Here is a 17,460-nt window from a genome sequence, read left to right as displayed (position 1 = left end):
GCTCCTTAGCGCCGATGGTAGTCGGACTTACGTTTCGCAAGAGTAGGACGTTGCCAGGCAATCAAGACCCGAAAGGGTCTTTTTTTACGTAAAAGGAGCTTAACTTCCCAGTTCGAAGAACTGTAAACTGACAAAAGAAAGCGTTTGAAGCTGACGAAGTAAACGAAAGACGAAGCGAGCTTACAAGCGGTAAGTGAGTGAGGAAAGCGTGAAACTGAGGAAAGATGCGAGCGCTTGCCTAAAGTCAGAAAAGGTCCTTAGCGCCGAAGGTAGCTGACTTACGTTCCGCAAGAGTAGGTAAAGAGGAATACATGAGCTAAAGCTCATGTATAAGTCACACTATTCCAATAACATATAAATTTATAAGATATATAAGTGTGAAACGTAAAAATTAAAATTAAGAAGTGTGACTTTACAGGCAAGTAAATAGGATGCGATGAGCCGAGACCGAGGGGTCTCTTTTTTTACGTAAAAGGAGCTTAACTTCCCAGTTCGAAGAACTGCAAGTGGTACTTTATATAAAGTAAAAGTCTAGCATAAGCTAGACTTTTAAATTAATAGTGAATAAAGCATTTTGTTTTCGTTAATATAGATATTGGAAGGATCGAATTCATTGACATTCGACTTTAAGTTATCTAAATCTTGATGGTTATTTAATTGTATGCCGATGATGACAGTTCCTGTATTTTGAGAACTTTTCTTAAGGTACTCAAATTTAGTAATATCATCCTTTGGTCCAAGTACGTCATTTACAAATTCTCTTAATGCGCCAGGTCTTTGTGGGAAGTTGAGAATGAAGTAATGTTTCATTTCTTCAAATAATAAAGAACGTTCTTCGATTTCTTTCATACGGTTGATATCATTGTTGCCGCCACTTACAACACAAACAACTGTCTTACCTTTAATTTCTGAACGATATTGTTCTAATGCTGAAACACTTAAAGCACCAGCAGGTTCCGCAATAATTGCTTGTTTAGAATACATGTCCAAGATCGTTGAACAAACAGCGCCTTCATGTACTTGAATATAGTCATCTACTACATTTTTGGCAATATCATATGTGATTTCACCGACTTTTGCTACAGATGCACCATCCACAAATTTATCAATTTCAGGTAACGTTACTATTTGATTTTCTAGTACAACAGAGGCATACATACTACTCGCACCGGCAGGTTCTACGCCAATGATAGAAGTTTGTGGTGAATGTTCTTTGAAGTAAGTGCCTACCCCTGAAATTAACCCACCACCGCCTATAGCTGCGAATAAATAATCAAATTGAATGTTATCCTCTTTAGATTGTTTTAAAATTTCTTTAGCTAACGTACCTTGGCCAGCGATTGTATAAATGTTATTAAATGGATCGATGAAATTCATTTTATTATCTTGAGTATACGTAAGTGCCTCTTTTAGACAATCATCAAATGTATCGCCGGTAAGCACAACTTCAGCGTTACTACCACCAAAAAATTTCACCTGATTTATCTTTTGAAGAGGTGTAGTTACTGGCATAAATATAACAGCATTTAAATTAAGTTTGTTGGCAGTGTAAGCAACACCTTGTGCATGATTACCTGCACTTGCACATGTAATTCCGTTTTGTCTATCATTTTCATTTAACGCTATAATTGCGTTATAAGCACCTCTTAATTTAAAAGATCGAACCCATTGTAAGTCTTCTCTTTTTAAATAGACATCACAATCGTATTTAAGCGATAAGTAATGATCCTTTTGCAAAGGAGTTTCTTTAACAACATCTTTCAATTGTAAGAAAGCTTCATCTATATCTTTTGAAGAAACAGTTGTTTTGACAGCCATAAATTTCACACCTTTATTTAAGTTTCGTTAAAAAGCTTTTGACGATTCATATGCTTGAATTTCATTTTCGAATTGTAGTGTTACAGCAATATCATCAAGTCCATTAACAAGTTTATTTTTCCACGTTTCATCAATAACAAAGTGAAATGTTTTATCATTCGCAGTCACAGTTTGATTAGGTAAATCAACAGTGACTTTACCTGCTTTGGCAATGTATTGACGTTCTTCTTCATTTAATACGATAGGTAACATCGCATTTTTAGTACAGTTCATATAAAAGATATCACTATAACTACCAGCAATAATAATATCAAAACCATAATCCTTAATTGCCCAAGCTGCATGTTCACGGCTCGAACCACAACCAAAATTATCCCCAGTTACTAAAATCGTGGCATCTTGGTATTCTGGCTTATTTGGATTGAAATCTGGATTGTCGGATCCATCCTCTAAGTAGCGCCATTCATCAAAAGCAAAAGGTCCAAAACCAGATTTAGAAATTCGTTTTAAATGTACTTTTGGTATGATTTGGTCAGTATCAATATTATCATGAAATAATGGAACAACTTTACCAGTATAGGTTGTGATAGGTTGGATTTCCATATTATACAACCACCTTTCTTACGTCTACAAACTTCCCGTTAATGGCTGCAGCAGCTGCCATAGCAGGGGAGACTAAGTGTGTTCGAGCCCCTTTGCCTTGGCGTCCTTCAAAGTTACGATTACTTGTTGATGCACAATGCACACCAGCAGGTACTTGGTCAGGGTTCATACCAAGACACATTGAACAACCAGGTTCTCTCCATTCAAATCCAGCATTTTTAAACACTTTATCAAGACCTAATTTTTCTGCTTCTATCTTTACTGTTCTAGAACCAGGAACGACAATTGCTGTAATATTAGGATGCACTTGATTTCCTTTTACAATATGGCTTGCTTCTATTAGATCAGATAGTCGAGCATTCGTACAAGAACCTAAAAATACATAACCTAAATCAATATCTTCTGCTTTTTGGCCAGGTTTTAGTCCCATATAGTTATAAGCCCGTTCATCATTAACATCATTAATTTCAGGAAATGGTGTATTAAAGCTAACACCCATTTCAGGGCTAGTACCCCAAGTAACTTGTGGTTCTAAATCAGAAACATCAAGTCGTATGATTTTATCAAAATTTGCATCATCATCAGTGTAAAGTTCACGCCATTCATCTACATCATATGCAAAGTTTGTTGCATAAGGTCTTCCTTTTACATATTCAAATGTAGTTTCATCAGGCGCCATCATCCCATACTTTGCACCAGCTTCGATCGCCATATTACAAATCGTCATTCTTGCTTCCATTGATAGACTACGAATAGTTTCACCTGAAAACTCAAGTGCATATCCAGTACCAAAGTCAACACCATATTGGTTAATAAGATGTAAAATAATATCTTTTGCATATACGCCTGTAGGTAGTTTACCAGTAACATCAATTTTTAAATTTTTTGGCTTTGTTTGCCATAGTGTTTGTGTTGCAAAAACATGTTCGACTTCACTAGTTCCAATACCAAATGCAATAGCACCAAAAGCACCATGTGTAGCTGTATGAGAGTCTCCGCATACGATTGTTTTTCCAGGTTGTGTCAGTCCAGTTTCAGGACCAACCATATGCACGATACCTTGTTCGTCAGAACCCATATCAAAAATATGCACATCAAATTCTTTGGCATTTTTTTGAAGCGTTGTTATTTGTTTATTAGCAATTTCATCTTTAATATTAAAAATATCAACTGTTGGAACGTTATGGTCCAGCGTCGCATAGGTTAAATCAGGTCTGCGCAGCTTTCTATTTTGTAGTCTAAGTCCTTCAAAAGCTTGAGGAGATGTGACTTCGTGTATAAGATGTAGGTCTATATATAATAATTGTGGGTCACCTTCTTTACCGGTTAAGACATGCTTATTCCAAACTTTGTCAAATAGTGTTTTACCCATATGACATCTCCTCCTTTTTAAAGATTTTGTTTAATAAATTTAAAAATATCAGTTGTTTTATACTTACCATTGAGATCTTGAGTTGTTTTTTCATCTTCGATAAGTTGATAAATAACTGATTCTAATCTATGAGCAGCCTCTGGTGCATTAAGACTTTCTCTTAAACACATAACCACTGATAAAAGCATACCGAATGGATTTGCTATATCTTTATTTGCAATATCAGGTGCAGAACCATGAATGGGTTCATAAAGTCTTGGTCCTTTTTCACTAAAACTAGCTGATGGTGAAAGACCAAGCGAGCCAGGAATTACAGATGCCTCATCACTTAATATATCTCCAAATAAATTTTCTGTTACAATGACGTCAAATTGAGAAGGATTTGTAATGATGTGCATTGCACAAGCATCTACAAGTAAATGATTAACTTCAACATCTGGATAGTCTTTAGATACATCATTTATTACATTTCTCCATAATTTACTGGAAGAAAGTACATTTTCCTTATCTACAGAAGTTAATTTTTTGCGACGATTTTGAGCTAAATCAAAAGCAACTCTTGCAATTCGTTCTATTTCTGTACGTGTATAAGTTAAGGAATCTAAAGCTTTATCCTCATTCCAATGTTTTGGTTCACCAAAGTAAATACCACCTGTTAACTCTCTTACTAAAATAAAATCTGTACCAGCTACACGCTCTTTTTTAATAGGTGATAAGTGACTGGTACCACTCGTTACTGTAGTGGGGCGAATATTAGCAAATAGACCTAAAGCTTTTCGAATACCAAGCAGACCTTGTTCAGGTCTATTATTAGGGTCTGTCCATCTTGGGCCACCGACAGCACCCAATAGAATTGCGTCTGCTTGTTTACAAGCACTTAGCGTCGTATCAGGTAGTGGCGTACCATGATTATCTATAGCAATACCGCCGAAATCATGCGTTTCTATTTCATAGTTGAAATTATAGATATTACTCAGTTGTGAAAGAATTTCTAGTGAACCATTTAAAATTTCCGGTCCAATCCCATCCCCGGGAAGTGCTACAATCTTATAACTCATGAGTGAATACCTTCTTTCACTTCTGAATTAGAAACGTATTTAGCATGTGCTTCAACATATGATTTACATGATGCTAATAAGATGTCATGATCAATACCTACACCAGTAACGATTTGATCTCCAATTTTAATTTGGACATGTACTTCTGCTTGTGCATCAGTACCTTCAGTTACAGATTCAATACGATAGTCTATAAGTTCAGTTTTGCGATTGAAAATTCGATCTACTGCATTATATACAGAAACAATTGATCCAGTACCAATACTTGAATATTGATACGTATTTCCATCTTTATCTTGAATTACTACGACAGCACTTTGTAGTCCATTTGAGACGAATTGTAGTTGCAGAGCTTCAACTTTATAGATGGCATTTTGTTCATGTTCAGTTCCTTGAATTAAAGCGTGTATATCCCTGTCAGTAACAGACTTTTTCTTATCAGCAATTGTTTTAAATTGCTTAAATAGTTCTTTTTGTTCTTCAGCATCCACATCATACCCCAATGCAACTAATTTTTCTGAAAAAGCGTGTTTACCAGATAATTTACCGAGCGGTAATTCAGTTGTTTTGACGCCTACTAATTGTGGTGTCATAATTTCATAAGTTTCAGGATTTTTAAGAACACCATCTTGATGAATACCTGATTCGTGACTAAAAGCGTTTTGTCCAACAATAGCTTTATTTCTTGGGACTCGAATTCCTGCATATCGTGCTATTAAATCAGATGTATTTTTAGTTTCTTCGAGATTTATTTGTGTTTGATTACCATAATGATCTTGTCGAACGTATAGGCCAAGTGCAACTTCCTCAAGGGCTGTGTTACCTGCACGTTCACCAATACCATTTAAAGTACCTTCAATGCGTTTTGCACCATTTTCAATTGCAGACATACTATTTGCAACAGCTAAGCCTAAGTCATCGTGACAGTGTGCACTATAAATAACTTCATGATTCGTTTTAATGCTTTCTTGGAGTGTTTTAAAAATTTTGCCATATTCTGTAGGGTAGCTGAATCCAACTGTATCAGGTATATTGATGACACTTGCTCCCGCATCAACTGCAGTTTGAACACATTCGATTAAGAAAGGTAGTTCCGTTCTTGTAGCATCTTCTGGTGAAAATTGAACGACGTCAAAATATTCTGTAGCATAAGCAACATGCTCTTTGATTGATGCTAACACTTCTTCTTTGGACATCATGAGTTTTGAGTCACGGTGAATAGGGCTAGTTGCTAAGAACACATGTATTCTAGGTTTTACTGCCTCTTTTGTTGATTGATACACTGCATCAATATCTTTTTTGACACAACGTGCTAAGCCACAAACAGCAGTGGTTGTTAATGTTTTAGAAATCGCTTCTACGGATTTAAAACTACCTGAACTTGAAGCAGGGAAACCAGCTTCGATGATATCAACACCCCATTTTTCAAGTTGTTTAGCAATTTTTAAGCGTTCATCGAAGGAAAAGTTTACGCCTGGCGTTTGTTCTCCGTCTCTTAGTGTCGTATCAAAAATTTGAATATGGCTAGTCATTTTAAACATCTCCTAATAAATAGATTTTAGTTCAATATGATGAATGAGCCGAAGAATCTAAAATTGTCCTAAAAATTAAAGTAGGGGACTTCTCTTGATTCTTCAGGCATCACCATAAAACTAATTATTTTTCAATACTCTTGGATTTAATAAATGGCATCATCTCACGTAGGTCTCTACCAACCGCTTCAATTTGATGTCCATGTTGTTCTTCACGTAGTTTATGGAATTCTTCAAAATTATTTTCGTTATCTTTGATGAAACGATCGCTGAAGTTTCCTTGTTGAATATCGTTAAGTACTGCTTTCATATTATCTTTAACATCTGGAGTGATTACGCGTGGTCCTGATACATAGTCTCCAAATTCAGCTGTATTTGAGATTGAATAGCGCATGTTTTCCATGCCACCTTCATACATTAAATCAACAATTAATTTCATTTCATGTAAAACTTCAAAGTAAGCAATTTCTGGTTGATAACCAGCTTCAACTAATGTTTCAAAACCAGATTGAATTAGTTTTGTTGTACCACCACAAAGTACTGCTTGTTCACCGAATAAATCTGTCTCGGTTTCTTCTTTAAATGATGTTTCTAAAACCCCAGCACGAGTTGCACCAATACCTTTTGCGTAACTTAGTGCTAAATCAGTTGCTTCACCACTTGCATCTTGTTCAACTGCAAATAGGGCGGGTACGGCGCTACCTTCTGTGAAAGTACGTCTAACTAAATGTCCAGGCCCTTTTGGTGCTACTAAAAATACATCTACTGTTTCAGGTGGTTGAATAACATTAAAGTGAATATTAAAGCCATGTGCGAAAACAAGTGCATTATTTGGCTCTAAATTAGGTTCAATTTCTTCATTATATACTTGTCCTTGAATTTCATCTGGTAATAATACCATGATGACATCAGCCTGTTTTGCTGCCTCATTTACAGGATATACTTCGAAACCATCATCTTTTGCTTTGTCAAATGAACGACCTGGTCTGATGCCAATAATCACGTCATAGCCGTTATCTTTTAGGTTTTGCGCATGTGCATGTCCTTGTGAACCATAGCCGATGATGGCTACTTTTTTACCTTGTAATGCATCTTTCGTTACTGATTGGTCATAATAAACTGTTGTCATAATAAAATCCTCCATGTTTTAAATATAGTTTGATGAATTGTGTTTTAAACTAAACCGGCTGAACCAGTTCTTGAAACTTGTTCAATGTTATATGATGATAGATCATCTAATAAATTATCCATTGTATATTGTGGACCTGAGGCTTGAAGATAGGTGTAAGGATCCTCATTTTTTAAAATAGAGACTAGCGCATCATAAGGTTTAATTACTTTTTGTAAATCTTGATGGTTACTTGGTGTTTCTAATTTCACAAGCACTAATTCTCTGTTGTAAGTGTTTGTATCAGTGATGTCTTCTACATCAATAATATTTATTTGTTTTTCCAATTGGCTAATTAAGTTTCTTAAAACATCTGAATCTGGGACTTCCGCTACAAATGTGATATTAGAAACGCCATCTTCTCTCGTTGGAGTAACTGATAACGTGACAATGTTAAATTGCCTGCGAACAAAGATACTCGTTAATCTATTTAAAGTACCAGCTTTATCTAAAACTTTTGTTCTAAATGTGCGTCTCATAATAATCCCTCCATCTCATAATTAGCTTTACCGCTAGGCACCATTGGATTAACAGGTTCGATAGGTGAGATACGAACATCAATGAGAGCAGGCCCTTTGTGTTCAAAAGCAGCGTCTAGTTGTTCTTCTAAATGTGTTGGATCATCGATAAGGAAACCTTTCACATTGTATGCTTCTCCCAATTTTAAGAAATCAGGTTGTCCATTAAATACGGAATGAGAGAAACGTTTGTTAAAGAATTTATCTTGCCATTGTTTAACCATACCTAACGTGCCGTTATTTATAATTACAACTTTTATGTCTAAATCGTATTCTTCTAGTATTGCTAACTCTTGATTGGTCATTTGGAAACCACCGTCGCCAACAAAAGCTACGACTGTTTTATCAGGTTCAGCTAATTTTGCACCTATTGCTGCAGGTATGCCAAAGCCCATTGTTCCTAAGCCACCACTCGTAACTAATTGACCGTGATTTTTAAATGGATAATATTGGGCAACCCACATTTGATGTTGACCGACATCAGTTGTAACAACTGCGTCACCTTTAGTAATTTCTCCTATATATTCAATAGTACGCTGTGGTTTTGAAAATGTACCATCTGGATCTTCTTTGTATGCAAAAGGTTGCTCTGCTTTATTGTTAAAGCATGTTTCTAACCAGTCATCATGGTTGATTGAATAGCTGTCGAATTCAAGTAATGCTTCTAAAGTTGCTTTACAATCTGCAACAATACCTAAATCAACTTTGATTATTTTATTTATTTCTGATGGATCAATGTCGATATGAACAATTTTTGCATTAGGTGCAAATTCATCTGGTTTACTTGCAAGTCTGTCATCAAAACGACTGCCAAAGTTTATAAGCAAATCACAATCTGTTAATGCCATATTGCTTGCGTATGATCCGTGCATTCCCCCCATACCTAAAAATAGGGGATTTTCATATGGTATGGCACCTAACCCTAATAAAGTACTAACTACAGGCAATTGATGTCGTGTAACAAATTCAGTGAAAACTTCATTAGCCTTAGCGTGATTTACACCAGCTCCTGATAAAACCACAGGTTTTTTAGAAGATTTTAAATAATCACGTAATTTTTGAATTTCTGTTTTGTCTGGTTGATTAGGAACTGAATAACCAGGTAGGTTCAATTCGTTTGAAACTTCTGCGTTAGTAGATAAGATTCCCATATCCTTTGGGAAGTCAATAACGACTGGTCCTTTTCTTCCTGAGTTTGCCACGTGAAATGCCTCATGGATTATTTTAGGTATTTCATTTACATTTTTAATCTGATAATTATGTTTAGTTATCGGTGTAGTCATTGAAAGCAAGTCTGCTTCTTGGAAAGCATCTTTCCCTATACCAGCTGTTGCAACTTGACCTGTGATAACGACAAGCGGTAGTGAATCACTATAAGCATCAGCAATACCAGTGATTGCATTTGTTGCTCCAGGACCACTTGTAACGACAACGACACCAGTTTTTCCAGAAACACGCGCATAACCCTCAGCAGCGTGTGAAGCACCTTGTTCATGTCTCGCTAGAATGTGTTTAATTTTCCCATCATAAAATGTGTCATATAGTGGAAGTACAGCACCACCAGGGTAACCAAATATAAAATCTACGTCTTCATTTACAAGTGAATCTACTAATAATTCTGAACCAGATTTCATTTCATCAATTGTTTCTTTTTCTAATTCAACTTCGGGCTCAATTGCTTCTGCTGTTTCAAAATAATCTAAATTTTCTGATTTTTCATATTCAAGTATTTCAGTTTGTTTAGACATCATACTCACTCCTTAAATGAGATCTTCAGGTACTTGCATAATACCACCAGTATTAGCACTCGTTACTAATGCTGTATAGCGTGCAAGATAACCTGTTTTCACTTTTGCTTTAAATGGTTTCAAGTTTTGCTTTCTAGATTCTAATACTTCGTCTGTAACTTCTACATTTAATGTTCTGTTTGTTAAATCAATTGTGATATCGTCGTTGTTTTCAATTAAAGCGATAGGTCCACCCGCCGCAGCTTCTGGTGAAATATGACCAACAGCAATACCTCGTGTTGCTCCGGAAAATCTACCATCAGTGATTAATGCAACGTCTTTACCTAACCCTCTTCCTACAATAGATGATGTAGGGGCCAACATTTCCGGCATTCCTGGTCCACCTTTAGGGCCTTCATACCTAATTACAACCACATGACCTTCACGAACTACGTGATTGTCAATTGCTTCAACTGCTTCATCATGTGAATCAAAACAAATTGCTTTTCCTTTAAAGACTTTAATTGAAGGATCAACACCACCGACTTTGATGACCGCACCTTTAGGAGCTAAATTACCATAAAGGATTGAAAGGCCACCTTGTTTATCGTATGGATTATCAAGGTGTCTGATTACATCACTATTTAATATCTCTTTGTGTTCGTTATTTTCACGAAGTGTTTTACCTGTGGCTGTAATTCTGTCTGGATGAAGTGTACCTTCTTTTTTAAATAATTCGTTAATGATAGCTGGAACGCCACCAGCTTCATGTACATCATGCATAGAATAGGAAGAACTTGGTGCTATTTTTGACAAATAAGGCGTTTTTTTCGCAATTTCATTTATTCTTGATAAGTCATAATCAATGCCAGCTTCATTTGCAATCGCTAATGTGTGTAGTACTGTATTGGTAGATCCCCCCATAGCCATGTCTAAAGCAAATGCGTCATCAATTGCTTCTTTAGTAACAATATCTCTTGGTTTAATGTCATTTTTGATATTATCAACAAGTTTAAATGCTGCTTCTCTAATCATTTCTCTACGTTGGTCACTTACTGCTAGGGCTGTACCGTTATATGGGAGAGCTAAGCCTAAGACCTCCATTAAACAATTCATTGAATTTGCTGTAAACATACCAGAACATGAACCACAAGTAGGGCAAGCATTTTGTTCCATATCTAAAAACTCATCTTTTGAAATTGAACCATCTTTAAATGCTCCAACTGCTTCAAACATTGAAGAAAGTGTTAATGCTTTACCTTGTGATGATAAACCTGCTTTCATAGGTCCACCTGAACAGAAAATAGCTGGAACATTGGTTCTTACAGCTGCTAGTAACATGCCAGGTGTAATCTTGTCACAGTTCGGTATGTAAAAGACACCATCAAACCAGTGTGCATTGATAACTGTTTCTGCAGCATCGGCAATAATTTCTCTAGATGGCAGTGAATATCTCATTCCAATATGTCCCATTGCAATACCATCATCTACACCGATTGTGTCAAATTCAAAGGGGATGGCACCTGCTTCTCGAATTGCTTCTTTAGCAATGTCAGCTAATTCTCTTAGGTGAACGTGTCCTGGTACAATGTCGATATATGAATTACATATAGCTACGAAAGGCTTATTCATATCTGTTGGTTTTTCTAAAGCACCTGTTGCATGCAAAAGGCTTCTTGCTGGAGCTTGATGATCTCCTTTTTTGATCATATCGCTTCTCATATTAATTCCCCCATAAATTTGAAAATAAAAAAGCGTCCCAATAAATAATTGGGACGCTTTCAAGTCCCATTCAACTAGAAATAGGACTTAAACATTTAGTAGATTCTTTACTAAAGTTCCAGTCCTAATAGCATAATAAAATGACTAAAATATTTGAAGTTGTTGGTTGGTATTGCATTGTATATTTGGTCATCTTATTATGCTCCTTTCCGTTAGAATGGTTTATCTGTTAATGTGTTAAATTGAATTGTCTAAAAATTCGATAAATTAAATTTACTATATTGAACTTGTGCTGTCAATGATTTTTTTAAATTTTCTATCAATTCAAATAATTTCAAAATGTTGGAACTTGTTTTAGTTTGAAGTAAAATAAGAAAAAATTTGTTAAACTATAGTAGTTAATTTAATGATAATAAAGTATTAAAGTAATAGATGATCATTTTGTGCTGATAAAAATCAATAAGAAAGTAGTCACTTTTAATGTTAGTGAATTTAAAACTTTTTTTATCCATCATTATTGATTTGGAAGTAAATAGAAATACTTGAGCGATGCACAAGCATATGCGACACTAATCCAATTGATTTGGAAGTGTCGTTAAAAAGGAGAGACATATGATTAAAATAAATGATTTAGAAAGTATGGAACATTTTGCAAAATTGTTAGCGAAACATTTATCTGCAGGGGATATTATTTTATTAAATGGTGATTTAGGTGCTGGTAAGACAACATTAACGCAATTTATTGGTAAAGCTATGGGCGTAAAACGCAATATAAATTCTCCAACGTTTAACATCATTAAATCTTATCAAGGAAACGCATTTAAGTTACATCATATGGATTGCTATAGATTAGAAGATAGTGAAGAAGATTTGGGATTTGATGAATATTTTGAAGATCAAGCTGTCACATTGATTGAGTGGAGTGAATTTATCGAATCATTTTTACCAAATAATCACCTAACTATAGATATTAAAACCATAAATGAAACGACAAGAAATATAGAAATGAAAGCAGTAGGTCAACATTACAAAACGTTAAAGGAGGCCGTTGAACATGATTTATCTGTTGATTGATACATCTAATCAACCGTTGTCTGTTGCAGTTATGCAAAATAATGTAGTACTAGGTGAAATCAATACTAACGTGAAGCAAAATCATTCTACTCAGTTAATGCCGGCGATTCAACAGTTGTTTCATGAGAGTGGAATTGCAAAAGAAGAAATAAATGCGATTATTGTCGCGCAAGGACCTGGCTCTTATACTGGACTTAGAATTGGCGTAACGGTTGCTAAAACTTTGGCCTATGCATTGAATGCTGAACTATATGGTGTTTCTTCGCTAAAAGCGTTAGCTGCAACTGTTCAAGACGATGAACGACTTTTGGTGCCGATATTTGATGCACGTAGAGAAGCAGTATACACTGGAGTTTATCGATATAATGGAAACCAATTGCTCCAAGTAGAAGAAGATCAATATTTACCAATACAAGAACTTCTCAACTTATTACATAGAATGGGAAAACCATATGTATTTGTTGGCATAGACACTGAAAAAGTAAAAGATTTATTAGATAGTGATTGCATACCTAATATACCAAAAGCAAAATATATGAAGCATTTAGTTGAAACTACTGAAGATATACATCAATTTAAACCCAATTATATTAAATTGTCAGAGGCCGAAAGAAATTGGTTAAACCAACAGAAAAAGAACTAAATATACGCTTGATGACTTTGAAGGATGTACCTCAAGTATTTGATATTGAAAGAAATAGTTTTAACGACAGTAGTTGGACAATCGATGCTTTTTATCATGAAATAGAACAGAATGAGTTTGCACATTATTTTATAATTGAGTTTAATGGTGTGATTATTGGTTATATTGGTATTTGGATAGTGATAGACCAAGCGCAGATTACAACAGTTGCGATAGATGAATTATATAGAGGCTATGGATTAGGACAATTATTATTAAAATATGCGATGAATTATGTACAAACCAAATGTGAAATTATGAGTTTAGAGGTTCGGATAGATAATGTGGTGGCACAACATGTGTATACAAATTTAGGATTCCAATTTGGAGGCAAACGTAAGAACTATTATGGTGAAGGTGAGGATGCAATAGTGATGTGGGTGAATTTAAATGAGTAATCAAACATTGATTTTAGCAGTTGAGTCAAGTTGTGACGAAACAAGTGTAAGCATTATTAAGCAAGGCACAGAAATTTTAAGTAATATTGTATTGAGTCAAATTGAAAGTCATAAGCGATTTGGAGGTGTGGTACCTGAGGTCGCTAGCCGGCACCACGTGGAAGGTATTACAACGACAATTGATCAAGCATTATATGAAGCAAATGTATCCATGGAAGATATAGATGCAGTAGCGGTAACTCAGGGTCCTGGACTCATAGGTGCATTGTTAGTAGGCATTAATGCAGCTAAGGCGTTAGCTTTTGCTTACGATAAACCATTGATACCTGTACATCATATTGCAGGACATATTTATGCGAATCATTTAGAACAACCATTACAATTTCCTTTAATAGCATTAATCGTGTCAGGTGGGCATACTGAACTAGTATACATGAAAGATCATTTGAATTTTGAAGTCATAGGAGAAACTAGAGATGATGCTGTTGGCGAAGCCTATGATAAAGTGGCGAGAACGATTGGTTTAGGCTATCCAGGTGGGCCACAAGTTGATCGATTAGCTGCAAAAGGTCAAGATAGCTATAATTTCCCGAGAGTTTGGTTAGAGGCTAATAGTTACGATTTTAGTTTTAGTGGATTAAAAAGTGCAGTCATAAATAAATTGCATAATTTACGACAAAAAGGAGCTGAAATAAAACCTGAAGGTGTAGCAACGAGTTTTCAAAATAGTGTTGTCGAAGTTTTAGTTGGCAAAGCAGTGTCAGCTTGTGAGGCATATGATGTGAAACAGTTAATTATTGCGGGTGGTGTCGCCAGTAATAAAGGTTTAAGAGCAGCGCTTGATAAATCCTGTAAGCAACATGAGATTAATTTGCGAATACCGAGCCCAAAACTTTGTACAGATAATGCTGCTATGATTGGTGCTGCAGCACATTATTTATATCAAGCTGGATTTGTTGGTGACATGTCATTAAATGGATTTAATGATATGGATATAGAGCAATTTTCAATAAACAATTAAACTTGATAGGATGAACATTTAAAAATGTAATCACTTCATTTAGTGTAATATTAACTTAATATGATATTATCTCTATAAAAATGGATACAGCTTAGATTAATTATATATGAAATTAGGAAGTAGGAATATTAAATCAATGTTTGATGTTTCTACTTCTTTTTTAAAAGTTTAATGCTATGTATTTCGTTAAATAAAAAAATATGTACATTATAAATATTATTAAGTTCAAATGTTTAAATATTAAAAAAGGGGTATATATTTTAATGTATAGTCATACTATATAGAATAATGTAAATTTAGAATTACATTATCAGGAGGCGGCTTATCAATGAAATCAGTTCAGTATTTTAATTTTGAAAATAGTTTAGCAGCATTAGACTTTTATGAAAAAAATTTAGGTGCCACAGATATTCAACGTATTGGTGGTGACCATGAAATGTTTAAAGATATGCCAGAAGAATTCCAAGTAGACAAAAACTTTACAATGAATGCTTCATTTAAAGTTTTAGGTGAAACATTTTATTGTAGTGACACATGGAAAAATAAAAAAATCGATAATAGTGGTGCAATTGTAACATTTACATTTGATCACAGTAATGAAGCGGATAAACAACTAGCCATCGATTTCTTTAACAATGCAATAGCAGCTGGTTGTGAAGAGGCAATGCCGTTAGGTAAAACGGAGTGGTCAGAATTATATGGCATGTTTAATGATCCTTTCGGTATTACTTGGATGATTAATGCTGAATAAAATAGTTAAAACAAATAAAGGAACAATGAAGCGAATATAAACTTCATTGTTCCTTTTCTGTATTTATTAGCGCATTTGTAGTTAAATGATTTGGTCTAAGTCTTAAAGGAATTGATTGGAGGATGTTTTAGCACGTGTATATACTTGATTAGGAAATTTTAAGATTCTTAATAATTCAATTGCATTTCTTGTATCTGCTTTGCCAGGTTTAATTTTAAAATCAAAAGCAATCTCATTTTCATAAATGGTTTCGTTAAAGTGAAAGTTTTTGTACTGATATTCTAATAATGTAGCTAATTCAATATCATGGGTCGCAGCTATGATTTCGTAATTTTGGCTATTGCCTAAATAATTTAACACGGATTCAGAAGCGGCAATTCGTTCTGTTGTATTAGTCCCTTTAAATATTTCATCAATGAAGCAATAAATTTTATCCTCTGTTTTTAAATCAAACAATCGTTTAATAGATTTGATTTCTGTCATAAAATAACTATCGCCAGACAAGATATCATCTTGGTTCACCATGGATGTAAAAATTAAGCCAGGTTTATATTTAAAGTACTTTGCTGTAACTGTATTTATCGTTTGAGCTAGTAAAAGATTTAAGGCGATTGCTTTCATAAATGTTGACTTGCCTGACGCGTTCGAACCAGTTAATAATATATGACTATTAATTACTAAATCATTAGAAATAGCATCGACAAGCAGTGGATGTGTAAGTGCTTCAAATTCTACTGAATCATCATTACTTGCTTGAGGCAATGCATATTGTGTTAATGTTTCTCTCCACAATGCTATTGCATAGTGATTGTCTATACTTCCTATATATTCATAACACGCCATAACTTCAGCTTCATATTTTTTAAAACTATGTTGTATTAGATGGAAGATATGGTAGTCCAACATAAATATGGCTTTTAATAAGAATGCAAATACCATAGAATCTTCTGCTGTATTAACTCTTCCCAATAGACCACTTAGCCTACGAGCAACTTTAAAATGACTAAAGTCAACATCAATGGTAGGCGCACCATCTATTTTGTGAATTGCATAAGCCTTTTTAATAACATTTGATGTATAAAATAATGAATTTAAGTCTTGATCAAATGTCCTTTTGAGTACGCCACTTAAAATCATATTAAATATAGCAACAAGTATAGTTAAAAGAATACCGATTTCAGGTTTTAAAAATGCAAACAGTAAAAAGATTAACGGTAAATATGTAGTCAACATATACAGATGATTGCGTTTCACTGTTGTTAGTTGATCAGGGAACGTTGGATAAATCGCTTTACCGATTTTAGCAAGGTGGGTCGATATCTTTAGTCGAAAAAGTTCGTCATTTTTAAATTTTTGAATTAACATCTGATTATGAATGGTAAACATTTTCCTTAAAGTTGCATATAAACGCATCTCACCAATAGCAGTAAAATTAAAGTTCATGCTGTCGAAAAGGGCTTTTAAATTCAAGTCTGCGTAAGTTTTATCATCTATCAGATTTGTTTCATCAAACTGGTGTTTATATGTATCGAATTGATAACTATACCTGTGATTTGGTCGTACAAAAGATTCTAAAGGTTTTCTTAAGGACCATAAAGGTTTGATATCATGTTTTAATCTTTTATTGGCAATGATTGATGTGATAATAAATAAAAGAGTTGTTCCAATTATTAAAACGATTAGGAACCAAAGAATAGGATACATAAGTTTCACCTCATACTAGATTAATATGCTTTATTATGTCATGAAATAAATTGATATACAAATCGCTATTTAAGTTAAATATTTATAGATGTCAATAGAGAACGTGCGTACTTATCAACAATTAGTGTATAACTTGTTGATAAGTCGTGGGCAAATGTGTGGACATACATTGTTTTCTGAATATTCATTGGCGAAAAAGTAACATTTTACCTGTGTATAACTAGGATAACTCTGTGGATAGCTTTGATGATAGGGTTAAAGTTGTGAATAGTTAATGTGTAAAAAGTTAATAAAAAAGTACGAAAAATGAAT

15 protein-coding genes are annotated in these 17,460 nt (G+C 34.5%); 5 read left to right on the top strand and 10 right to left on the bottom strand.

Features of this window, described 5'->3' with window-relative positions:
• Positions 1-549 precede the first annotated feature (549 nt).
• The 9 genes from ilvA to ilvD all read right to left on the bottom strand — a co-directional run bounded on the left by ilvA (position 550) and on the right by ilvD (position 11,518).
• Positions 550-1,818 (bottom strand): threonine ammonia-lyase IlvA, encoded by a 1,269-nt coding sequence (gene ilvA / locus HMPREF2586_RS12535; RefSeq protein WP_046206540.1) that lies wholly within the window; start codon positions 1,816-1,818, stop codon positions 550-552.
• A gap of 27 nt (positions 1,819-1,845) precedes the next feature.
• Positions 1,846-2,421: a 3-isopropylmalate dehydratase small subunit gene (leuD, locus tag HMPREF2586_RS12530; RefSeq protein ID WP_070658263.1), complete on the bottom strand. Its 576-nt coding sequence runs from the start codon at positions 2,419-2,421 to the stop codon at positions 1,846-1,848.
• A gap of 1 nt (position 2,422) precedes the next feature.
• Positions 2,423-3,793: a 3-isopropylmalate dehydratase large subunit gene (gene leuC, locus HMPREF2586_RS12525; protein WP_070039235.1), complete on the bottom strand. Its 1,371-nt coding sequence runs from the start codon at positions 3,791-3,793 to the stop codon at positions 2,423-2,425.
• A 17-nt stretch (positions 3,794-3,810) separates the two neighbouring features.
• Positions 3,811-4,851 carry a 3-isopropylmalate dehydrogenase gene (gene leuB / locus HMPREF2586_RS12520; RefSeq protein ID WP_070658265.1) on the bottom strand — a complete coding sequence of 347 codons (1,041 nt, stop codon included), beginning with the start codon at positions 4,849-4,851 and terminating at the stop codon, positions 3,811-3,813.
• Positions 4,848-6,383: a 2-isopropylmalate synthase gene (locus tag HMPREF2586_RS12515; RefSeq protein ID WP_070812753.1), complete on the bottom strand. Its 1,536-nt coding sequence runs from the start codon at positions 6,381-6,383 to the stop codon at positions 4,848-4,850. The genes leuB and HMPREF2586_RS12515 overlap by 4 nt, the downstream gene beginning before the upstream one ends.
• A gap of 124 nt (positions 6,384-6,507) precedes the next feature.
• The gene (gene ilvC, locus HMPREF2586_RS12510; RefSeq protein WP_046206535.1) at positions 6,508-7,512 is read right to left on the bottom strand and encodes a ketol-acid reductoisomerase; all 1,005 of its coding nucleotides are present in this window, start codon (positions 7,510-7,512) and stop codon (positions 6,508-6,510) included.
• A gap of 44 nt (positions 7,513-7,556) precedes the next feature.
• Positions 7,557-8,030, bottom strand: a complete 474-nt coding sequence (ilvN, locus tag HMPREF2586_RS12505) for an acetolactate synthase small subunit (protein ID WP_046206534.1) — start codon at positions 8,028-8,030, stop codon at positions 7,557-7,559.
• Positions 8,027-9,817: a biosynthetic-type acetolactate synthase large subunit gene (ilvB, locus tag HMPREF2586_RS12500; protein ID WP_070039243.1), complete on the bottom strand. Its 1,791-nt coding sequence runs from the start codon at positions 9,815-9,817 to the stop codon at positions 8,027-8,029. Before ilvB ends, ilvN begins: the two co-directional genes overlap by 4 nt.
• Before the next feature lie 12 nt (positions 9,818-9,829).
• Entirely contained in the window at positions 9,830-11,518 is a 1,689-nt protein-coding gene (gene ilvD / locus HMPREF2586_RS12495) for a dihydroxy-acid dehydratase (protein WP_064210000.1), read from the bottom strand.
• A 612-nt stretch (positions 11,519-12,130) separates the two neighbouring features.
• Between ilvD and tsaE the strand changes: the two genes are divergently transcribed.
• From tsaE to HMPREF2586_RS12470, 5 genes are all read left to right on the top strand, one after another.
• A complete protein-coding gene (tsaE, locus tag HMPREF2586_RS12490) occupies positions 12,131-12,592 on the top strand; it encodes a tRNA (adenosine(37)-N6)-threonylcarbamoyltransferase complex ATPase subunit type 1 TsaE (RefSeq protein WP_070039252.1) in 462 nt (153 codons plus the stop codon).
• A complete protein-coding gene (tsaB, locus tag HMPREF2586_RS12485; protein WP_046206530.1) occupies positions 12,573-13,235 on the top strand; it encodes a tRNA (adenosine(37)-N6)-threonylcarbamoyltransferase complex dimerization subunit type 1 TsaB in 663 nt (220 codons plus the stop codon). The genes tsaE and tsaB overlap by 20 nt, the downstream gene beginning before the upstream one ends.
• A complete protein-coding gene (gene rimI / locus HMPREF2586_RS12480; protein WP_070658268.1) occupies positions 13,208-13,672 on the top strand; it encodes a ribosomal protein S18-alanine N-acetyltransferase in 465 nt (154 codons plus the stop codon). Before tsaB ends, rimI begins: the two co-directional genes overlap by 28 nt.
• A complete protein-coding gene (tsaD, locus tag HMPREF2586_RS12475; protein WP_070812752.1) occupies positions 13,665-14,693 on the top strand; it encodes a tRNA (adenosine(37)-N6)-threonylcarbamoyltransferase complex transferase subunit TsaD in 1,029 nt (342 codons plus the stop codon). Before rimI ends, tsaD begins: the two co-directional genes overlap by 8 nt.
• A 328-nt stretch (positions 14,694-15,021) precedes the next feature.
• The gene (locus tag HMPREF2586_RS12470; protein WP_064209770.1) at positions 15,022-15,444 is read left to right on the top strand and encodes a VOC family protein; all 423 of its coding nucleotides are present in this window, start codon (positions 15,022-15,024) and stop codon (positions 15,442-15,444) included.
• Positions 15,445-15,546: 102 nt separating this feature from the next.
• On the opposite strand, the gene HMPREF2586_RS12465 is transcribed toward HMPREF2586_RS12470, so the two are convergent.
• A complete protein-coding gene (locus HMPREF2586_RS12465) occupies positions 15,547-17,148 on the bottom strand; it encodes a MutS-related protein (protein WP_070658272.1) in 1,602 nt (533 codons plus the stop codon).
• Positions 17,149-17,460: the final 312 nt, after the last annotated feature.

The sequence above is a fragment of the Staphylococcus sp. HMSC034G07 genome (genome assembly GCF_001835975.1).
Lineage (GTDB): Bacteria > Bacillota > Bacilli > Staphylococcales > Staphylococcaceae > Staphylococcus > Staphylococcus ureilyticus.
This window is presented reverse-complemented; position numbering and strand designations above follow the sequence as displayed.